This window comes from Shinella zoogloeoides, assembly GCF_033705735.1.
Taxonomy (GTDB): Bacteria; Pseudomonadota; Alphaproteobacteria; order Rhizobiales; family Rhizobiaceae; genus Shinella; species Shinella zoogloeoides_A.
In genome coordinates this window covers 1661764-1678417 of the sequence record NZ_CP131131.1, presented here as the reverse complement: position 1 = coordinate 1678417, position 16654 = coordinate 1661764, and the positions used below count along the sequence as shown (strand labels likewise).

The window sequence follows — 16654 nt, the reverse complement described above, 5'->3', positions numbered from 1 at the left end:
AGCCCGGCGGCCTCAGATCGTCGGGAAGTGGCAGGCGACCTTGCGGCCGCCATCATAGGCCGTCGGCTCGGGCCGCTCCGTGCGGCAGCGGTCCTGCGCGATCGGGCAGCGCGGGTGGAAGCGGCAGCCGGAGGGCGGGTTGAGCGGGCTCGGCACGTCGCCGGTCAGGAGAATGCGCCGGCGCGATCCGCCGGGCGTCGTCTCCACCACCGGCACGGCCGAGATCAGCGCCTGGCTGTAGGGGTGGGCGGGCGTAGAAAACACCGCTTCCGCCGGACCTTCCTCGACCACGGACCCCAGATACATCACCGCGATGCGCGTCGAGACCTGCCGCACCACGGACAGGTCGTGGGCGATGAAGATATAGGTGAGGTTCAGCTTCTCCTGCAGGTCGGCGAGCAGGTTGACGATCTGCGCCTGCACCGACACGTCGAGCGCCGAGACGGGCTCGTCCAGCACCACGAGGTCCGGATTGAGCGCGATGGCCCGCGCGATGCCGACGCGCTGGCGCTGGCCGCCGGAAAATTCGTGCGGATAGCGCGTGACATGATCCGGCAGGAGGCCGACGATGTCGAAGAGTTCGGCGACGCGCCGGTTGATCTCGGCGGCCGAGAGCTTCGTGTGGATGCGCAGCGGCTCGGCGACGAGGTCGCCGACGCGGCGGCGTGGATTGAGCGAAGCGGACGGGTCCTGGAACACCATCTGCAGGCGGCGGCGCATCGGCCGCAGCGCGTTCAGCGACCTGCCCGTGATGTCCTCGCCCTCGAAGAACAGCTTGCCGTCGGTGATGTCGTAGAGCCGCACCAGACAGCGCGCGAGCGTGGATTTGCCGCATCCCGATTCGCCGACGAGCCCCAGCGTCTCGCCGCGCCGCACCGTCAGAGACACATTGTCGACGGCATGGACGGTGCGCCGGCCTTCCGCCGAAAAGCGGCTGCCGATCGAAAAGCGCTTCATCAGCGCGCGGGTTTCGAGGATGGGGCCTTCGGTTTTCGTCATCGTGTCGCTCATGCTTGCGCCTCGCGGAGGCAGGCGGCGGCGTGGGGGCCGTTTCCAAGGGCCGGCTTTTCCGCCGCGCAGGCTTCGAAGCGCACCGGACAGCGCGGCCCGAAGGCACAGCCCTGCGGCAGGCGCAGCAGCGAGGGCGGCGAGCCCGGAATGGCCGGCAGGCGATGGGGCTTGTCGCCGGTGAGCGGCGGGATCGAGCCGAGCAGCGCGCGGGTATAGGGATGGCGCGGATCGGAGAACAGCGCCGCGCGGCTGCCGCGCTCCACCACCCGGCCCGCATACATGACCATCACCCGGTCGGCGAGCTCGGAGACCACGCCCATGTCGTGCGTGATGAAGACGACCGCCGAATTGTGCGTGGACCGCAGCTTGCGCACGAGGTCGAGGATGCCGGCCTGCACGGTGACGTCGAGCGCCGTCGTCGGCTCGTCCGCCACCAGCAGCGCCGGATTGCAGGAAAGCGCCATGGCGATGACCGCGCGTTGGCGCATGCCGCCGGAAAGCTGGTGCGGATAGCGCGACATGGCCTCGCGCGGATTGGGGAAGTTCACTTCCGCCAGCAGTTCCTCCACCTGGGCCAAGGCCTTCGCCTTGCTGATATTCCGGTGGGCGCGGATCTGCTCGGCGATCTGCCAGCCGATCGTGTAGACGGGCGTCAGCGCCGTCATCGGATCCTGGAAGATCATGGCGATCTCGTTGCCGCGCAGGCGCCGGAGCTCGCGGGCGGGAAGGCCGATCAGCTCGCGGCCCTTGTAGCGGATCGAGCCTTCGATCGTGGCGTTGGGGTCGGTAATGAGGCCCATCACCGCGAGCAGCGAGACGGTCTTGCCGGAGCCGGATTCGCCGACGACGCCGAGGATCTCGCCCTCGTCGAGGTCGAAGGAGACGCCGTCGATGGCCCGCACCAGGCCGTCTTCGGTGCGGAACGATACCCTGAGGTCGCGCACGGAGAGCATCATGACGTCCTCACACGGGGATCGAGAAGGATATAGACGAAGTCGACCACCGCATTGGCAATGACGACGAACATCGAGGCATACATCACCGTCGCCATGATCATCGGCAGGTCGAGGTTCTGCATCGCGTCATAGGTGAGCTTGCCGATGCCGTTGAGGCCGAAGACCACCTCGGTCAGCAGCGCCGAGCCGCCGACGAGCGCGCCGAAATCGAGGCCGAACAGGGTGACGAAGGCGATCAGCGAGGTGCGCAGGGCATGACGCAGCAGGATGCGCGTCTCCGACAGGCCCTTGGCCCGCGCGGTGCGGATGAAGTCCTCCTGCATGGATTCGATGATCGCGGCACGCAGCACGCGGCCATAGATGCCGATATAGAGCACGGCGAGCGTGATCCATGGAATGACCAGCGTCAGGAACCAGCCCTTCGGGTCGCTCATCAGCGGCTTGTAGCCGAGCGGCGGCACCCAGGAGAACAGCCAGGTATCGTGATAGCGGCTCTGGGTGATGAGGTTCATCACCTCGCCGAGCCAGTAGACGGGCATGGAGATGCCGATGAGGCCGAGCGCCATCAGGAGCTTGTCCAGCCAGCTGTCGCGCGTGGCGGCCGCCACGATGCCGATGATGACGGAGATCACCACCCACAGGATCGCCGCGCCGAAGACCAGCGACAGCGTGACGGGGATGGCATCGAGCACGGCCGGCACGACCTTCCAGCCGCGGTTGACGAAGGAGGTGAGGTCGCCGGTGACGAAGATCTTCTGCATCATCAGCCCGTACTGGACATAGAGCGGACGGTCGAAGCCGAAGGAATGACGCACGGCCTCCAGTACTTCGGGCGAGGCGTTGCGGCCCGCGATGCGTGCGGCGGGATCGGAGCCGGGCGTTGCGAAGAAGATCAGGAAGACGATCACGGAAATGCCGAACATCACGAACAGCATCTGACCGAAGCGGCGCAGGATGGCGTAGATCATCACGTGCGCCCCAGCTGGACCTTCGAGCGTGGGTCGAGCGCATCGCGCAGACCGTCGCCGAAGACGTTGAGGACCATGACGGACAGCGCGATGGCGATGCCCGGCGCGAGCGCCACGAGCGGGCGCGTATAGAGCAGCGCCTGTCCGTCCTGGATGATCGTGCCCCAGCTTGCCGCCGGCGGCTGCACGCCGATGGACAGGAAGGACAGCGCCGATTCCGTCAGCATGTTCAGCGCCATCATCAGCGGCACGAAGACGATGAGGGTCGTCGTGATGTTCGGCTGGATGTCGCGCAGGAGAATGCGCCAGCCGGGAACGCCGAGATTGATGGCGGCGAGCACGAATTCGCTGTTGCGCAGCGAGAGCACCTGGCCACGAATCGGCCGGGCCACATAGGGCACGTAGACGATGCCGATGATGATGACCGGCAGCCAGAGGCTGCCGGATTCGATAAGGATCGGCCCGATGGAAATGCCCTGCGCGATCGTCACGATGGAGAGCGAGATCGCGAGCAGGTAGATCGGAAACGCCCAGAGGACGTCGAGCAGGCGCGACAGCACCGTGTCGGTGAGCCCGCCGAAATAGCCGGCCGTCAGGCCCGCCGCCGTGCCGATGATCAGCGTGAAGATGGTCGCGGCCCCCGCGATCATCAGGGAGTTGAGTCCGCCGTAGAGCAGGCGGGCCATGACGTCGCGGCCCTGGTTGTCCGAGCCGAGGAAGTAGTTGCCGGGTTCCCAGGTCGGGCCGATCGGCGTGTAGCCGAGCCCGAGGCCTTCCGTCGAAGGCTCCATCACCGGAACCTCCACGCCGTCGACGTGGATGACCGCGTCGAGCGTCGACGTGAACGGATCGACGCCCGCCCAGCGCGCATAGAGCGGCGCGCTGAGACAGGCGAGGACGATGATGAGGAAGACGCTAAGGGACGCCATCGCGGCCCTGTTGCGCCTCAGCCGCGCGAAAGCGAGGGCCCATGGCCCCCGCGTCCGGCGCTGCACGGCAACGGCTTCATTCGACACGCAAACCCCTCCGCCGGGTCTTACTGTACCCAGGACTGGGTGATCATCCAGTTGAACTGGGGGTTGAACTGGAAGTTGCCGAGGCGCTTGCTGACGAAGTCGAGGCGCTTGGGCGTGAAGAGGCCGACGGCCGGCGCCTGGTCGGTGACTTCATGGTCGATCTCGGCCCAGAGCGCGTCTGCCGCGGCCTGGTCGGTCACGCCGAGGTCGAGCGCCTTCTGCATCTTGGCATCGATCGCCTCGTCGCAGAAGCCTGCAATGTTGATCGAGGCGTCCGAACCTTCGCGGAACGAGGCACAGCCGAACAGGATGTGCAGGAAGTCGGAAGCGGCCGGATAGTCCTTGTACCACTGGGTCACCGACATCTGCACCTTGTTGTTGGTGTTCTGGATATAGGTGAACTGGATGTTGGCGGAGATCGGCTTGACGTCGGCGACATAGCCGATGCTCGTCAGGACGCTCTGCAGGTAGACGCCGATCGAACGCGAGACCGCGGTATCCTCGACGATGATCGTGACCTTCTGGCCCTTGGTGCCGGATTCCTCGACAAGCTGCTTGGCCTTTTCGAGATCGGGAGCCGACCACTTGGCGCCCGGGTCCTTCGTATAGGGGCAATAGTCGACATGGCCGGGGAAGTCCGGCGGCAGGACCTGGCAGACCGGGGAGGCGAGAACCTTGCCGCCGAAGAGCTTGACCAGCGTGTTGCGGTCGATTGCGAAGGCCACCGCCTGGCGGGCCTTGATGTTGTCAAAGGGCGCAAGGCGCGTGTTGAGCGGCGCATACCACCAGGCCGAAAGCGGCGCGATGTGGAGCTGGTCCTTGTACTTGGTGCCGAGTTCGCCAAGGCGGTCGCTCGGCAGCGCGTCGAACATCCAGTCCGCCTCGCCGTTCTGGATCGCCGTCACGGCGGCTTCTTCCGAAAGGCCGAAGTCGTACTGCACCACGTCCGGGTAGCCGTCCGGCTGGGCTTCCTCGCTCCACTGCTTGAAGTGCGGGTTGCGCGAGACGGTCATGCCCTTGTTGGGGTCGAAGGCCGAGATCATGTAGGGGCCGGTGCTCGGGATCGGCACGGAGCCGGCATCCTCGGCGGGCGTGTCGGCCGGCAGCGTCACGGCGTGGGGAAGGGCGAGCTTGTAGAGGAATTCGGCATCCGGCTTGACGATGTTGATCGTCACCGTGCCGGCGGCCTCGTCACCCACGACGCCGCCTTCCAGCGTGCAGGTCTTCGTCTCGGCAAGGCACTTGTCCGCGCCGACGATGCCGGCATAGAAGGTGCCCGAGGTCGGGCCGGAAATCTTGAAGATACGCTGGAACGAGGCGACCACGTCCTTCACGCCGACCTCCTGGCCGGTGGAGAACTTGATGCCCTTGCGCAGCTTGAAGGTGAAGGTCTTGCCGTCGTTGGTGACCTCCGGCAGCGCCTCGGCGAGGTCCGGGACGATGGTGAAGCCGTCCGTGCCCTCGGCCTTGCGGAAGGCGACGAGGCCGTCATAGATCGGCTGATACATCTGCCAGCCCTGGTCGGTGTAGTTGATATGCGGGTCGAGCGTGCCGGCCGCCGAGCGGGCGAGAAGGCGCATCGTGCCGCCGCGGTGGTCCTGCTGGTATTCGGCTTGCGCCGGAGCCAGCCATCCGCCGGCCAGGAGCGCGACGGTCGAGGCCGTCAAAAGCAGTTTCTTCATGTCTGTCCCCTTTTCTATCGATCGTGCTGATTGAGGAAGTCCCCGACCACCCGCATGCAGTTTTCCTGTTCCTCGACATGCGGCATGTGGCTGGAATGCTCGAATATTTCCCAGCGCGCGCCTTTGATGCCGTCCTTGAAGGGCTGCACCGTGGCGGGCGTGGCTTCGTCGTATCGTCCGGAAATGATGAGCGTCGGCACGTCGACGGCCGGAAGGCGGTCGATGACGCTCCAGGTCTTCAGCGTGCCGATGACGTGGAATTCGTTCGGCCCGTTCATCAGCGTGTAGACGGTGGGATTGCGCGCCGCCTGCTCGAAGCTCGCCGTCACCTCCGGCGGGAAGGGCACGACGCGGCAGACATGCCGCTCGTAGAAGACGTTCGTCGCCTGCTGGTAATCCGCATGGTCCGTCGTGCCGGCCGTCTCGTGCCGCGTCAGCGTGTCCTGCACGTCCTGCGGCAAGTCGGCGCGCAGCCGGTTGGCTTCCTCGACCCAGAGCTTCATGGAGGCGGGTGAATTGGCGATGGTCAGGGAGACGAGGCCTTCGGGCTGCAGCACGGCATATTCGGCGCCCAGCATGCCGCCCCAGCTCTGGCCGAGCACATGGAAACCGCCACGGATGCCGAGGTGGTCGACGAGGCTTTCCAGCTCGTCGATGAAGATCTGCGGCGTCCAGAAGTCCGCGCCCTTTTCCGGCAGCAGGGTGGAGTTGCCGCAGCCGAGCTGATCGTAATGGATGACCGTCCGGCCGTCGCGGGCCAGCAGCTTGTAGGCGTCGACATAATTGTGCGCGACGCCCGGTCCGCCATGCAGGATGACCACCGGCAGCTTGCCGCTGCGAAGGTCGCCGCTGACGCGGTACCAGGTCTCGTAGCCCCGGAACGGTGCCCGTCCCTCCGTGCTGTTGATCCGATCCGACATGTTTCCCCCTCCCAAGGCCGAAGTCGCGTCAAGCGCTCTTTCTATTCATCTGCACCCATTCCTCCAGCATCTGAACGCCGAAGGCCGTGGCGCCTTCCCGGCCGAGCGGGCGATCCTCGCCAGCCAGCTCCTTGCCGGCGATGTCGAGATGCACCCAGGGACGGTCTTCCGTGAAATGGCGGAGGAAGGCGGCGGCATAGGGCGCATCGCCGTCCTCCATGTCCTTGGCATGGTGGCGCAGATCCGCCAGCGGCGATTTCAACCCTTCGTCATAGGCGCGGTCAAGCGGCAGCTGCCAGAAGCGCTCGCCGACCGTCTCGCCGGCCGCGATCATCTGCGCGGCGATCGCGTCGTCCGTGCTGAAGATGCCGGCGAAGATCGAGCCGAGGCCGCGCATCACGGAATAGGTGAGCGTCGCAAGATCGACGATGGCGGAAGGTTCGAAGCGTGTCGCCGTATAGTAGAGGCAATCGGCAAGGATGAGACGGCCTTCCGCGTCGGTGTCGAAGACCTCGACGGTCTGGCCCGACCCGGTGGTGATGATCTCGCGGGGCTTCAGCGCCGTGCCGGAGGGCAGGTTCTCGGCAATGCCGAGAACGCCGACGGCATGAACCGGGCTCTTCTGCCGGGCGAGCGACAGGAGGAGACCGACGACGGCCGCCGCTCCGGCCATGTCGGCTTTCATGTCGAACATCTGCTCGCCGCCCTTGATGCACAGGCCCCCGGAATCGAAGCAGACGCCCTTGCCGACGAAGGCGAGCGGCTGCTCGCCCGATCCTTCGCCGCGATAGCGCAGCACGGCGATCTTCGGCGCGCGCAGCGAGCCCGCGCCGACCGCGAGGATCGCGTTCATGCCGAGCTCCTTCAGGTGGCCGGCGTCCAGCACCTCGACCTCGATGCCGGCTGCGCGCAGCGGCTCGAGATGGCTCGGGAAACTCTCGGGATGAAGGTGGTTGGGCGGCAGGTTGACCAGTGTGCGGGCATATTCGACGCCCTCAGCGACGGCAATGGTGCGGGTAAGCGCAGCCTCCAGTGCATTCTTGTCCGCGCCGACCAGTTGCAGGCGCCAGACCTTGTCGGCCGCGGCGATGGGCCGCTTGTTGCGCAGGTCGAAACGGTAGCGTCGCAGCCTAAGGCCGAGCGCCACGCGCGCCAGGATTTCTGCGCCGGAAAGCGAGACGCCGGCAATGGGATCGAGGACGAGGGTCGCTTCGTCCTCGCCCTTGTCCTCCAGATGGGCGGCAAGGCTGCCGCCGGCCTTGGCCAGCGAAAGCGCGCTGACGGTCTCGGCCTTGCCGAGCGACAGGACGATCAGGCGGCGGGCTGCAACGCCCTGCGGCGGAACGAGATCGATGCAGGTGCCGGCTTCGGCCGCGGTGGAACAGGCGCGCGAGAGAATGCCGCCGGCGGCCTCGTCGAGCGCCGCGGCACGCGGGCCGAGGGCTTGCCCGTCGGCCTTCAGGATCACGATGACGGAGGCATCGGCAGCGATGGTGTTAGCCGCTTCGAAGACCGGGACGGGCGATTGGGGCATAGGCCTGCTTCCTGTTACGGCAACGCGGAGGCTGGCTGCGAGGCCCGTCCCATTCCCGGAAGGCAGCACTGGGCGCCTGTCCGCAAGAGATGGCCGTGCCGAAACCAACCATCAGCGGTGGCAAGATGGGAGCCATGGGCGGAATAACCGTTTTCCCGTGGCGACTTAGGGGCTCGGTCCAAATCGGTACCGCCGAAGGGGACGGCCATTCAAGCGTCAATTTCGTCCATATCGATTGACAAAAACTCAAGTGATAATCCATGGTCGCCGCCATGGTTCTACCTTCCCTCAACGGCATGCGCGCTTTCGAAGCCGCCGCGCGTCTCGGCAGCATCAAGGACGCGGCGGAAGAGCTGCATCTGACGCCGTCGGCGGTCAGCCGGCATATCCGCACGCTCGAAAAGACGCTCGGCCAGGAGCTGTTCGAGCGCGGCTTCCGGCAGGTGACGCCGACGATGCGCGGCTCCTATTATGCCCGCACGCTTTCGGAAGCCTTCGAGACGATCTGGCGCGCGACGGAGGATGTCAGCCTGCGCGAGGGGCCGCGCAGCCAGAAGGCGCAGCGCGTCAAGCTGATGTGCGAGCCGACCTTCCTCAACCTGTGGCTTGCCGACCGCCTGCCGGACTTCCGCCGCCTGCATCCGAATGTCGACCTCGAAATCTCCACCTCGGGCAAGCGCACCAATGTCGACCTCGCGATCGTCGACGAATTCGTCTACAAGGCCGGGCCCGCCCTGACGATGATGATCCCGCTGCTGCTGACGCCGGTCTGCGCGCCGTCGCTGCTGGAGGGGCCGGTGCCGCTGCGCTCACCCGCCGATCTCTTCCACCATCACCTCATTCACGAATGCGAGACGACACGCTGGAAGCAGTGGCTGGAGCAGGAGGGCCTTTCCGAAGGTGCCGTGCCGGCCGGCTCCACGTTGCACGACTGTACCCTGATCATGCGCGAGGCCATGAACGGCGCGGGCATCGCGCTTGCGGACACGATCATGGCGGAGGATCTCCTGCGGCAGGGCAAGCTCGTCGCGCCCTTCGCCGCCCGCCATGCCTACCCGGCGGGCTATTATCTCCAGCAGCGCCGCAGCATCGGCAACAAGGCGGGGACCAGCGTCTTCCAGGACTGGCTGCTGGCGGAGGTCGCCGGGCACAAGCGGGCGATGAACATCGCCTAAGGCTTCTCAGGAGGCTTCCTTCAGGATCGCCGCGAAAAGCGGATCGAAGGTCCGGCGGATCGGCTCGGCGGCAGCGCCGAGCGCGACGGCCCAGGGATCCATCGTGCCGAGCTGGAGGCGGGGCAGGGCCCGGCCCGGCCGCTCGGCATTGGAAGGCAGCAGGGGAAAGATCGCCTCGAACAGCCGGAGCGCCAGCGGCTGCGGCGCGCTGCCGGTGAGGATGACGGTCTGCGGATCGAAAAGGGTCTCGACCATGTGCACCGCCTGGCGGAAATCCGCCGCCGCACCGGCGAGCCAGGCGCGGATGCGCGGATCGTCTTGCGCCGCCAGCCGCTCGACCGCGTCATAGGCGTCGGTCGTCGCGGAATCGAGGCCGAGGCTCTGGAAGAGCGAGGCGAGCGAGGCGCGGTGCTCGAGCGGCTGCACGCTGCCGCCGCGGGAAAACAGCACCATGCCCAGCTCGCCGGCATTGCGGTTGCTGCCGCTGTAGAGTTCGCCGCCGAGGATGAGGCCGGCGCCGATGCCGTAGCCGAGATAGAGGCAGACCACATGGTCGAGGCCGTCGGCCACCCCGCCCATTCGCTCGGCGGTGGCGCAGGCGGAGGCGTCGTTCTGCAGGCTGGTTTCGAGCCCCGTGCCGGCGGCGAGCGTTTCGAGAAGCGGGAAGGTCTGCCACTTGCCCATCATCCAGCGGTCGTCGTCCGGCGGCTCCAGGCCGAAAGGGCCGGGCATGGCGACGCCGAGGCCGGTGAGGCGGTGGACGGAGGCGGGAATGCGCGCGGCAAGCTCGCCCCGCACCGTATCGACGAGGTCGAGGATCACGCGGCTGCCGCCGGCAGGATCGCCGGGTGGCAGGTTGGCCACCGCGCGGGCACTTTCCCGCCCGAGGAGATCGACTGCGACGACCCGGGCAAGCTCCCGGTCGATCTGCACGCCGAGGGCGAAGGCGCCCTCGGGAACGAGGCCATAGGGCGTCGAGGGCTGTCCGCGCGCCCCGCGCACCACCGCCTGCGAGGCGACGAGCCCGTCGGCCTCCAGGCTTTCGATAAGGTTGGACACCGTCTGCTTGGTCAGGCGCGTCGCGCGGGCGAGGTCCGCGCGCGACAGGGGGCCGTTGAGGCGGATGGCTTCGATGAGGACGCGCCGGTTGTGGGCGCTCGTGCCTTCCTGGTTGGTGCCGCTCTTGGCGCGGATCTTCCTGAGTTCGTTCATCGGCATCCCCTCTTGACACCATTTGAAGAATACAGAACACTTAAGTCAATAGTTTTGACTTAATAAGGAACCGAAGCGTTCCGGGAACAGGGCAGGGCGCCGCGGGCGCCTTGCTTATAACCAAGCAAACTGGAGGACGGCATGTTGAAATCGATTACGAAGACCCTTCTCGGCGCGGCATTCATCGTGGGCGCAGCGGCCCCGCACGCCTTTGCCGAAACCACGCTCAACGCGCTCTTCATGGCGCAGGCCGCCTATAGCGAGGCGGATGTGCGCGCCATGACGGATGCCTTCACCAAGGCGAACCCGGATATCAAGGTGAACCTAGAATTCGTGCCCTATGAGGGCCTGCACGACAAGACCGTGCTGGCGCAGGGCTCCGGCGGCGGCTACGACGTCGTGCTCTTCGACGTGATCTGGCCGGCCGAATATGCCACGAACAACGTGCTGGCCGACGTCACCCCGCGCATCACCGACGACATGAAGAAGGGCGTGCTGCCCGGCGCCTGGACCACCGTCGACTATGACGGCAAGTCCTACGGCATGCCCTGGATCCTCGACACCAAATACCTGTTCTACAACAAGGAGATCCTTGAAAAGGCCGGCATCAAGGCGCCGCCGAAGACCTGGGCCGAACTGAACGAGCAGGCCAAAACCATCAAGGACAAGGGCATTCTCGCCACGCCGATCGCCTGGAGCTGGTCGCAGGCGGAAGCGGCGATCTGCGACTATACCACCCTCGTCAGCGCCTATGGCGGCGCATTCCTGAAGGACGGCAAGCCGGCCTTCACCGAAGGCGGCGGGCTCGACGCGCTGAAATACATGGTCGACAGCTACACGTCGGGCGTCACCAACCCGAACTCGAAGGAATTCCTCGAGGAGGACGTGCGCAACGTCTTCCAGAACGGCGAGGCGGCCTTCGCGCTCAACTGGACCTACATGTACAACATGGCCAATGCCGGCAAGGACAGCAAGGTTGCCGGCAAGGTCGGCGTCGTGCCGGCGCCGGGCGTGGAAGGCAAGAGCGAGGTTTCGGCCGTCAACGGCTCGATGGGCCTCGGCATCACCTCCACGAGCAAGCACCAGGACGAAGCCTGGAAATACATCGTCCACATGACCTCGCAGGAAACGCAGAACGCCTATGCGAAGCTAAGCCTGCCGATCTGGGCCTCCTCCTATGACGATCCGGCCGTCACCGCCGGCCAGGAGGAGATGATCGCGGCCGCCAAGCTCAGCCTTGCCGCCATGTATCCGCGTCCGACCACGCCGAAGTATCAGGAACTGTCGACGGCGCTGCAGCAGGCCATCCAGGAAGCACTGCTCGGCCAGGCGACGCCCGAGGACGCGCTGAAGTCCGCTGCGGAAAACAGCGGCCTTTGATGGAATGCCTCGCGGGCGGCCCCGGCCGCCCGCGCACGCTCTGATCGAAATGGACGAGAGGACGCTATGTCCAGCACCTGGATGACGACCCGGGCATGGCTTCTCATGCTGCCGCTTCTGGCGATCATGCTGGCCGTCATCGGCTGGCCGATGGTCGACACGGTGCGGCTTTCCTTCACCGATGCCAAGCTGGTGGGCCTCGGCGGCAGTTTCGTCGGCTTCGACAACTACGCGAAGATGCTGACGAGCAGCAATTTCCTGCGCGCGCTTTCCGCGACCACATGGTTCGCCGTCGTCTCGGTGACTGCGGAAATGGTGCTCGGCGTGCTCGCCGCCCTGCTTCTCAACCAGCAATTCTATGGCCGCACGGTACTGCGCGCCCTGCTCATCTTGCCCTGGGCGCTGCCGACGGTCGTCAACGCGACGCTCTGGCGGCTGATCTACAATCCGGAATACGGCGCGCTGAACGCCGCGCTGACGCAGGTCGGCATCCTCGATGCCTACCGGTCCTGGCTCGGCGAGCCCGCCACCGCGATGACGGCGCTGATCCTTGCCGACTGCTGGAAGAACTTCCCGCTGGTCGCCCTCATCGCGCTCGCCGCGCTGCAGGCGGTGCCGCGCGACATCACCTCCGCCTCGCTGGTCGACGGCGCCGGGCCCTTCGCCCGTTTCCGCTTCGTCATCCTGCCCTATCTTGCCGGGCCGCTGATGGTGGCGCTGGTGCTGCGCACCATCGAGGCCTTCAAGGTGTTCGATATCATCTGGGTCATGACGCGCGGCGGGCCGGCCAACTCCACGCGCACCCTGTCGATCCTCGTCTACCAGGAGGCCTTCTCCTTCCAGCGCGCCGGCTCCGGGGCCTCGCTCGCCCTCGTCGTCACGCTGATCGTGACGGTGCTGGCGATCGGCTACGGCATGCTGGTGCGCCGCGCCGCCGGGAGTGCCGCCTGATGGAACGCCGCAGCCTCCTCGCTTCGATCCTCATCCACGGTGCCGCGCTTCTTCTGGCGACCGTCATCCTCGCGCCGATCCTGTGGCTCTTCGTCATGAGCATTTCGCCGGCCGCCGACCTGATGGCGCGGCCGCTGCGCTGGTGGCCGGGCACGGTGGATTTCTCGCGCTACGCCAACCTCCTGTCCACCGTGCCGAACAGCGCCGGCGCCTCCTTCGTCGCATCGCTCGTCAACAGCATCCTCGTTGCCGGAATGGCGACGATCGCGGCCATCGCGCTCGCCATTCCGGCCGGCTGGGCCGTTTCGCGCACGCCGTCCGTCGGCTGGTCGCTGTCGCTCGTCATCGCCACCTACATGCTGCCGCCGGTCGCGCTCGCCGTGCCACTCTACATGGCGCTCGCCGCGCTCGGCCTGCTCAATTCCGTCTTCGGCCTTGCGCTCGTCTATCTCAGCATCCTTGCGCCCTTCACCACCTGGCTGATGAAGTCCGGCTTCGACGGGATCCCGCGCGAGATCGAGCAGGCGGCGATGATGGACGGGGCGAGCCTCTTTGCCACCCTGCGCATCGTCACCCTGCCGCTCGCCATGCCCATCGTCGCGACGTCGGCGCTCTTCGCCTTCCTGCTCGGCTGGGATGAGTTCTTCTATGCGCTGCTCTTCACCTCCGACCAGCGCGCACGCACGCTGACGGTCGCAATCGCCGACCTCGCGGGCGGGCGCGTCTCCGACTACGGGCTGATCGCGACCGCCGGCGTGCTTGCCGCATTGCCGCCGGTGCTGGTCGGACTTCTCATGCAACGGGCCCTGATTTCCGGCCTCACCAGCGGCGGTGTGAAAGGATGACGATGACGACGAATGCGACACGGCCGGAAGGGCTCCGGGCCATCGACCGGGAAATGGCACGCCAGCACGCCGATGCGCTGGCCTCCTTCCAAGCCAATGGCGCCATGGCGGCACGGGCTGCCGAAAGCCTCAAGCGGACGGGCCGGCTCCTGCTTCTCGGCATGGGCGGCTCGCATGCCGTCGGCCGCGCGGTCGAGCCGCTTTACCGTCGCCTCGGCATCGACGCCATTGCGCTGCCGCTCTCCGAACAGCTCTGCGCGCCGCTCGTTCTCGACGGGCGGACCGTCTTCATCACGTCCCAGTCGGGCGAGAGCGCCGAGGTCCTGCGCTGGTTCGGCGAGACCGGCGGCAATGCGGAAACCTTCGGCTTCACGCTGGAGGGTGGCTCCTTCCTCGCCCGCACCGCGCCCTGCCTTGTCGGCGCGGGCGGCACGGAGCAGGCCTTCGCCGCCACACGCAGCCTGATGGTGAGCTTCGCGCTGCATCTTGCCATCCTCGGCGCGCTCGGCGAGGAGACGGGGCCGGCCATCGCCGCACTGGAAAACCCCGAGGAGCCCGCCATCGAGGAGGCACTTGCCGCCCTTTCAAGCGTTCGCTCCGTCGTGACGTCGGGCCGGCATCTGCAGGGCCTTGCCGAAGCCATCGCGCTCGGCTTTACGGAGCTGTCGCGGGTGCCGTGCTTCTCGCTGGAAGGCGGCCAGTTGCGGCATGGGCCGATGGAGATGCTGTCGCCGGAAATGGGCGTCGTGCTCTTCCGTGGCAACGATGCGACCGCCGACCTGGTGACGGCCATGGCCGTCTCCGTGGCCGAGGCCGGCGCCAAGCTCGTCGTCTTCGACGCTTCCGGCCATCCGCCGGTGGCTGGGGCCGCGACGATCGCCTTCCCGCCCTCGGCGGGACTTGCCGCGGTCTTTTCCATGCTGCCGACGGCACAGCGCCTGATGATCGCCTTTGCGGCCGCGCGTGTCGCTGATGCCGGAACGCCGGTGCGCTCCAGCAAGATTACCCGGAGTGAATGAGTGAGACCGCTTGCCGTCGTCGGAAACGTCAATGTCGACCTGATCATGGGCCCGGCCGCGCCCTGGCCGCAGCCGGGTACGGAGATCATCGTCGATCATGACGAGTTGCGTGTCGGCGGCTCCGCCGGCAATGCGGCGCTTGCCTGGATGGCGCTCGGCACACCCTTCGAGATCGCCGCCAGCATCGGCAGCGACCGCTTCGGCGCCTGGCTTGCGGAAGGCTTCGGCGAGCGGGCGCGAAACTGGCCGGTGCACGGCGACAGCACGACGCTTTCCGTCGGCATCACCCATCCGGATGGCGAGCGCACCTTCTTCACGACGCGGGGGCACCTGCCGCTCTTCAGCCTGGAGGATGTCTTCGCGGTGCTCGACGGTTCGCGCCTTGCTGGTGGCATCGCGCTTCTGTGCGGCTCCTTCCTCACCGACCGGCTGGTGGAGGACTACGACCGCTTCTTCGACTGGGCGGACCGCTACGGCATCGCCGTCGCGCTCGATACCGGCTGGCCGCTGCACGGCTGGACGGAAAGCAACCGGGCGGCGGCGAAAGGCTGGCTGTCGCACTGCCGCATCGCCCTCTTCAACGAGGTGGAGACGACGAGCCTTGCCGGCGTCGCCGATCCGGCGGAGGCCGGCCGCATCCTGCAGCGGGGCATGCCGGAGGACGCCGTCGTCGTCGTGAAATGCGGGCCGAAGGGCGCCATCGCCGTCGATGCGGATGGCGGGCTCTTGCGGGCCGAGGCCCCGCAGGTCGCGGTGGTCGACACGATCGGCGCCGGCGACGTCTTCAATGCGGCGTTCCTTGCCGCCTATGCCGGGGGCAGGGGGCTGGAAGCGAGCCTTGCGGCCGGCACGACCGTCGCCTCCACGGCGATTTCCACCCATCCGAGGCGGTATGTCCCGACCGCCGAGAAAGGACCGGCATGAGCACGCTGACCATCGAGGCCATCCGCAAGAACTACGGCGCCGTCGAGACGCTGAAGGGTATCGATATCGCGCTGGAAAGCGGCGAGTTCCTCGTGCTGCTCGGCGCGTCGGGCTGCGGCAAGTCCACGCTGCTCAACATCATCGCCGGCCTTGCCGAGCCGACGAGCGGCGATATCCGCATCGACGGCCGCTCCATCGTCGGCATGCATCCGAAGGACCGGGACATCGCCATGGTGTTCCAGTCCTATGCGCTCTATCCCAACCTCACGGTGCACCGGAACATCGGCTTCGGCCTGGAAATGCGCAAGGTGGCCAAGGCCGAGCGCGACCGCGCGGTGGAGGAGACGGCAAGGCTCCTCCAGATCGAGAATCTTCTCGAGCGCAAGCCCGGCCAGCTTTCCGGCGGCCAGCGCCAGCGCGTCGCCATCGGCCGCGCGCTGGTGCGCAACCCGAAGATCTTCCTCTTCGACGAACCGCTCTCCAACCTCGATGCCAAGCTGCGCATGGAGATGCGCACGGAGCTGAAGCGCCTGCACCAGATGACGAGGACGACCGTCGTCTATGTCACCCATGACCAGATCGAGGCGATGACGCTGGCGACGCGCATCGCCGTGATGCGGAACGGCCGCATCGAGCAGCTCGACACGCCGGAAGCGATCTACGACCGGCCGGCGACGCTCTATGTCGCGACCTTCGTCGGCGCGCCGCCGATGAACCTCCTTGCCGCCACCGCCGGGCCGGACGGGGTGAAGGTCGAAGGGACGGATATCGTGCTTGCGGTTCCGGGGCTGGAAAGGCTCGCGCCGGGGCGCAAGCTGGTGCTCGGCCTGCGCCCTGAGGCCGTCAGGACCGGCGGCGAGGGGCTGCGCCTTGCCGCGCGCTGCGAGGTCGCCGAACTGACCGGGCCGGAGCGCATCGTCACCGTCACGGTCGGCGGCCAGCGCCTCGTCGCGGCGCTCCCCGCCTCGGCCCGCATCGAGGCGGGCGGGGATGTGTTCCTCACCGTCGATCCTGCCGCCCTCCACGTCTTCGACGCGGAAACGGAGCAGCGGCTCAACTGA

At 66.9% G+C, this 16654-nt stretch carries 15 protein-coding genes; 7 read left to right on the top strand and 8 right to left on the bottom strand.

Annotated elements, in window-relative coordinates; all coding sequences use genetic code 11:
• Positions 1 to 12 precede the first annotated feature (12 nt).
• Genes ShzoTeo12_RS25470 through ShzoTeo12_RS25440 form a run of 7 tightly spaced genes read right to left on the bottom strand, consistent with a single transcriptional unit; the run spans position 13 to position 8087 of the window.
• Complete coding sequence (locus ShzoTeo12_RS25470) at positions 13 to 1011, bottom strand: ABC transporter ATP-binding protein (RefSeq protein WP_413251174.1); 999 nt, start codon at positions 1009 to 1011, stop codon at positions 13 to 15.
• Entirely contained in the window at positions 1008 to 1967 is a 960-nt protein-coding gene (locus ShzoTeo12_RS25465; RefSeq protein WP_318913005.1) for an ABC transporter ATP-binding protein, read from the bottom strand. Before ShzoTeo12_RS25465 ends, ShzoTeo12_RS25470 begins: the two co-directional genes overlap by 4 nt.
• Positions 1964 to 2935 (bottom strand): ABC transporter permease, encoded by a 972-nt coding sequence (locus tag ShzoTeo12_RS25460; RefSeq protein WP_119255236.1) that lies wholly within the window; start codon positions 2933 to 2935, stop codon positions 1964 to 1966. Before ShzoTeo12_RS25460 ends, ShzoTeo12_RS25465 begins: the two co-directional genes overlap by 4 nt.
• Complete coding sequence (locus tag ShzoTeo12_RS25455) at positions 2935 to 3951, bottom strand: ABC transporter permease (protein ID WP_318913004.1); 1017 nt, start codon at positions 3949 to 3951, stop codon at positions 2935 to 2937. Before ShzoTeo12_RS25455 ends, ShzoTeo12_RS25460 begins: the two co-directional genes overlap by 1 nt.
• Positions 3952 to 3971: 20 nt before the next feature.
• Positions 3972 to 5633, bottom strand: a complete 1662-nt coding sequence (locus ShzoTeo12_RS25450; RefSeq protein WP_119255234.1) for an ABC transporter substrate-binding protein — start codon at positions 5631 to 5633, stop codon at positions 3972 to 3974.
• 14 nt (positions 5634 to 5647) lie between these two features.
• The gene (locus ShzoTeo12_RS25445) at positions 5648 to 6553 is read right to left on the bottom strand and encodes a proline iminopeptidase-family hydrolase (protein WP_318913003.1); all 906 of its coding nucleotides are present in this window, start codon (positions 6551 to 6553) and stop codon (positions 5648 to 5650) included.
• A gap of 28 nt (positions 6554 to 6581) precedes the next feature.
• Positions 6582 to 8087: a leucyl aminopeptidase gene (locus tag ShzoTeo12_RS25440; protein WP_318913002.1), complete on the bottom strand. Its 1506-nt coding sequence runs from the start codon at positions 8085 to 8087 to the stop codon at positions 6582 to 6584.
• A gap of 272 nt (positions 8088 to 8359) precedes the next feature.
• On the opposite strand from ShzoTeo12_RS25440, the gene ShzoTeo12_RS25435 reads away from it, so the two are divergent.
• Positions 8360 to 9262, top strand: coding sequence for a LysR family transcriptional regulator (locus tag ShzoTeo12_RS25435; RefSeq protein WP_318913001.1), 903 nt, complete (start codon positions 8360 to 8362; stop codon positions 9260 to 9262).
• Between the two features lie 6 nt (positions 9263 to 9268).
• On the opposite strand, the gene ShzoTeo12_RS25430 is transcribed toward ShzoTeo12_RS25435, so the two are convergent.
• Positions 9269 to 10474, bottom strand: a complete 1206-nt coding sequence (locus ShzoTeo12_RS25430; RefSeq protein WP_318913000.1) for an ROK family transcriptional regulator — start codon at positions 10472 to 10474, stop codon at positions 9269 to 9271.
• 141 nt (positions 10475 to 10615) lie between these two features.
• Between ShzoTeo12_RS25430 and ShzoTeo12_RS25425 the strand changes: the two genes are divergently transcribed.
• The 6 genes from ShzoTeo12_RS25425 (at position 10616) to ShzoTeo12_RS25400 (ending at position 16654) form a co-directional block, all read left to right on the top strand.
• Positions 10616 to 11854: an extracellular solute-binding protein gene (locus ShzoTeo12_RS25425; RefSeq protein WP_119255231.1), complete on the top strand. Its 1239-nt coding sequence runs from the start codon at positions 10616 to 10618 to the stop codon at positions 11852 to 11854.
• 66 nt (positions 11855 to 11920) lie between these two features.
• Entirely contained in the window at positions 11921 to 12805 is an 885-nt protein-coding gene (locus ShzoTeo12_RS25420) for a carbohydrate ABC transporter permease (protein WP_119255230.1), read from the top strand.
• A complete protein-coding gene (locus ShzoTeo12_RS25415) occupies positions 12805 to 13650 on the top strand; it encodes a carbohydrate ABC transporter permease (RefSeq protein ID WP_318912999.1) in 846 nt (281 codons plus the stop codon). The genes ShzoTeo12_RS25420 and ShzoTeo12_RS25415 overlap by 1 nt, the downstream gene beginning before the upstream one ends.
• Complete coding sequence (locus ShzoTeo12_RS25410) at positions 13647 to 14669, top strand: SIS domain-containing protein (protein ID WP_413251173.1); 1023 nt, start codon at positions 13647 to 13649, stop codon at positions 14667 to 14669. Before ShzoTeo12_RS25415 ends, ShzoTeo12_RS25410 begins: the two co-directional genes overlap by 4 nt.
• Positions 14670 to 15593 (top strand): PfkB family carbohydrate kinase, encoded by a 924-nt coding sequence (locus ShzoTeo12_RS25405; RefSeq protein ID WP_318912998.1) that lies wholly within the window; start codon positions 14670 to 14672, stop codon positions 15591 to 15593.
• Positions 15590 to 16654, top strand: a complete 1065-nt coding sequence (locus ShzoTeo12_RS25400; protein WP_318912997.1) for a sn-glycerol-3-phosphate ABC transporter ATP-binding protein UgpC — start codon at positions 15590 to 15592, stop codon at positions 16652 to 16654. The genes ShzoTeo12_RS25405 and ShzoTeo12_RS25400 overlap by 4 nt, the downstream gene beginning before the upstream one ends.

Coding starts and splice junctions, on each gene's coding strand:
- ShzoTeo12_RS25410 (WP_413251173.1), top strand. CDS start 13,647: ATGACGATGACGACGAATGCGACACGGCCGGAAGGGCTCCGGGCCATC.
- ShzoTeo12_RS25470 (WP_413251174.1), bottom strand. CDS start 1,011: ATGAGCGACACGATGACGAAAACCGAAGGCCCCATCCTCGAAACCCGC.
- ShzoTeo12_RS25435 (WP_318913001.1), top strand. CDS start 8,360: ATGGTTCTACCTTCCCTCAACGGCATGCGCGCTTTCGAAGCCGCCGCG.
- ShzoTeo12_RS25425 (WP_119255231.1), top strand. CDS start 10,616: ATGTTGAAATCGATTACGAAGACCCTTCTCGGCGCGGCATTCATCGTG.
- ShzoTeo12_RS25430 (WP_318913000.1), bottom strand. CDS start 10,474: ATGAACGAACTCAGGAAGATCCGCGCCAAGAGCGGCACCAACCAGGAA.
- ShzoTeo12_RS25450 (WP_119255234.1), bottom strand. CDS start 5,633: ATGAAGAAACTGCTTTTGACGGCCTCGACCGTCGCGCTCCTGGCCGGC.
- ShzoTeo12_RS25445 (WP_318913003.1), bottom strand. CDS start 6,553: ATGTCGGATCGGATCAACAGCACGGAGGGACGGGCACCGTTCCGGGGC.
- ShzoTeo12_RS25460 (WP_119255236.1), bottom strand. CDS start 2,935: ATGATCTACGCCATCCTGCGCCGCTTCGGTCAGATGCTGTTCGTGATG.
- ShzoTeo12_RS25440 (WP_318913002.1), bottom strand. CDS start 8,087: ATGCCCCAATCGCCCGTCCCGGTCTTCGAAGCGGCTAACACCATCGCT.
- ShzoTeo12_RS25420 (WP_119255230.1), top strand. CDS start 11,921: ATGTCCAGCACCTGGATGACGACCCGGGCATGGCTTCTCATGCTGCCG.
- ShzoTeo12_RS25400 (WP_318912997.1), top strand. CDS start 15,590: ATGAGCACGCTGACCATCGAGGCCATCCGCAAGAACTACGGCGCCGTC.
- ShzoTeo12_RS25415 (WP_318912999.1), top strand. CDS start 12,805: ATGGAACGCCGCAGCCTCCTCGCTTCGATCCTCATCCACGGTGCCGCG.
- ShzoTeo12_RS25465 (WP_318913005.1), bottom strand. CDS start 1,967: ATGATGCTCTCCGTGCGCGACCTCAGGGTATCGTTCCGCACCGAAGAC.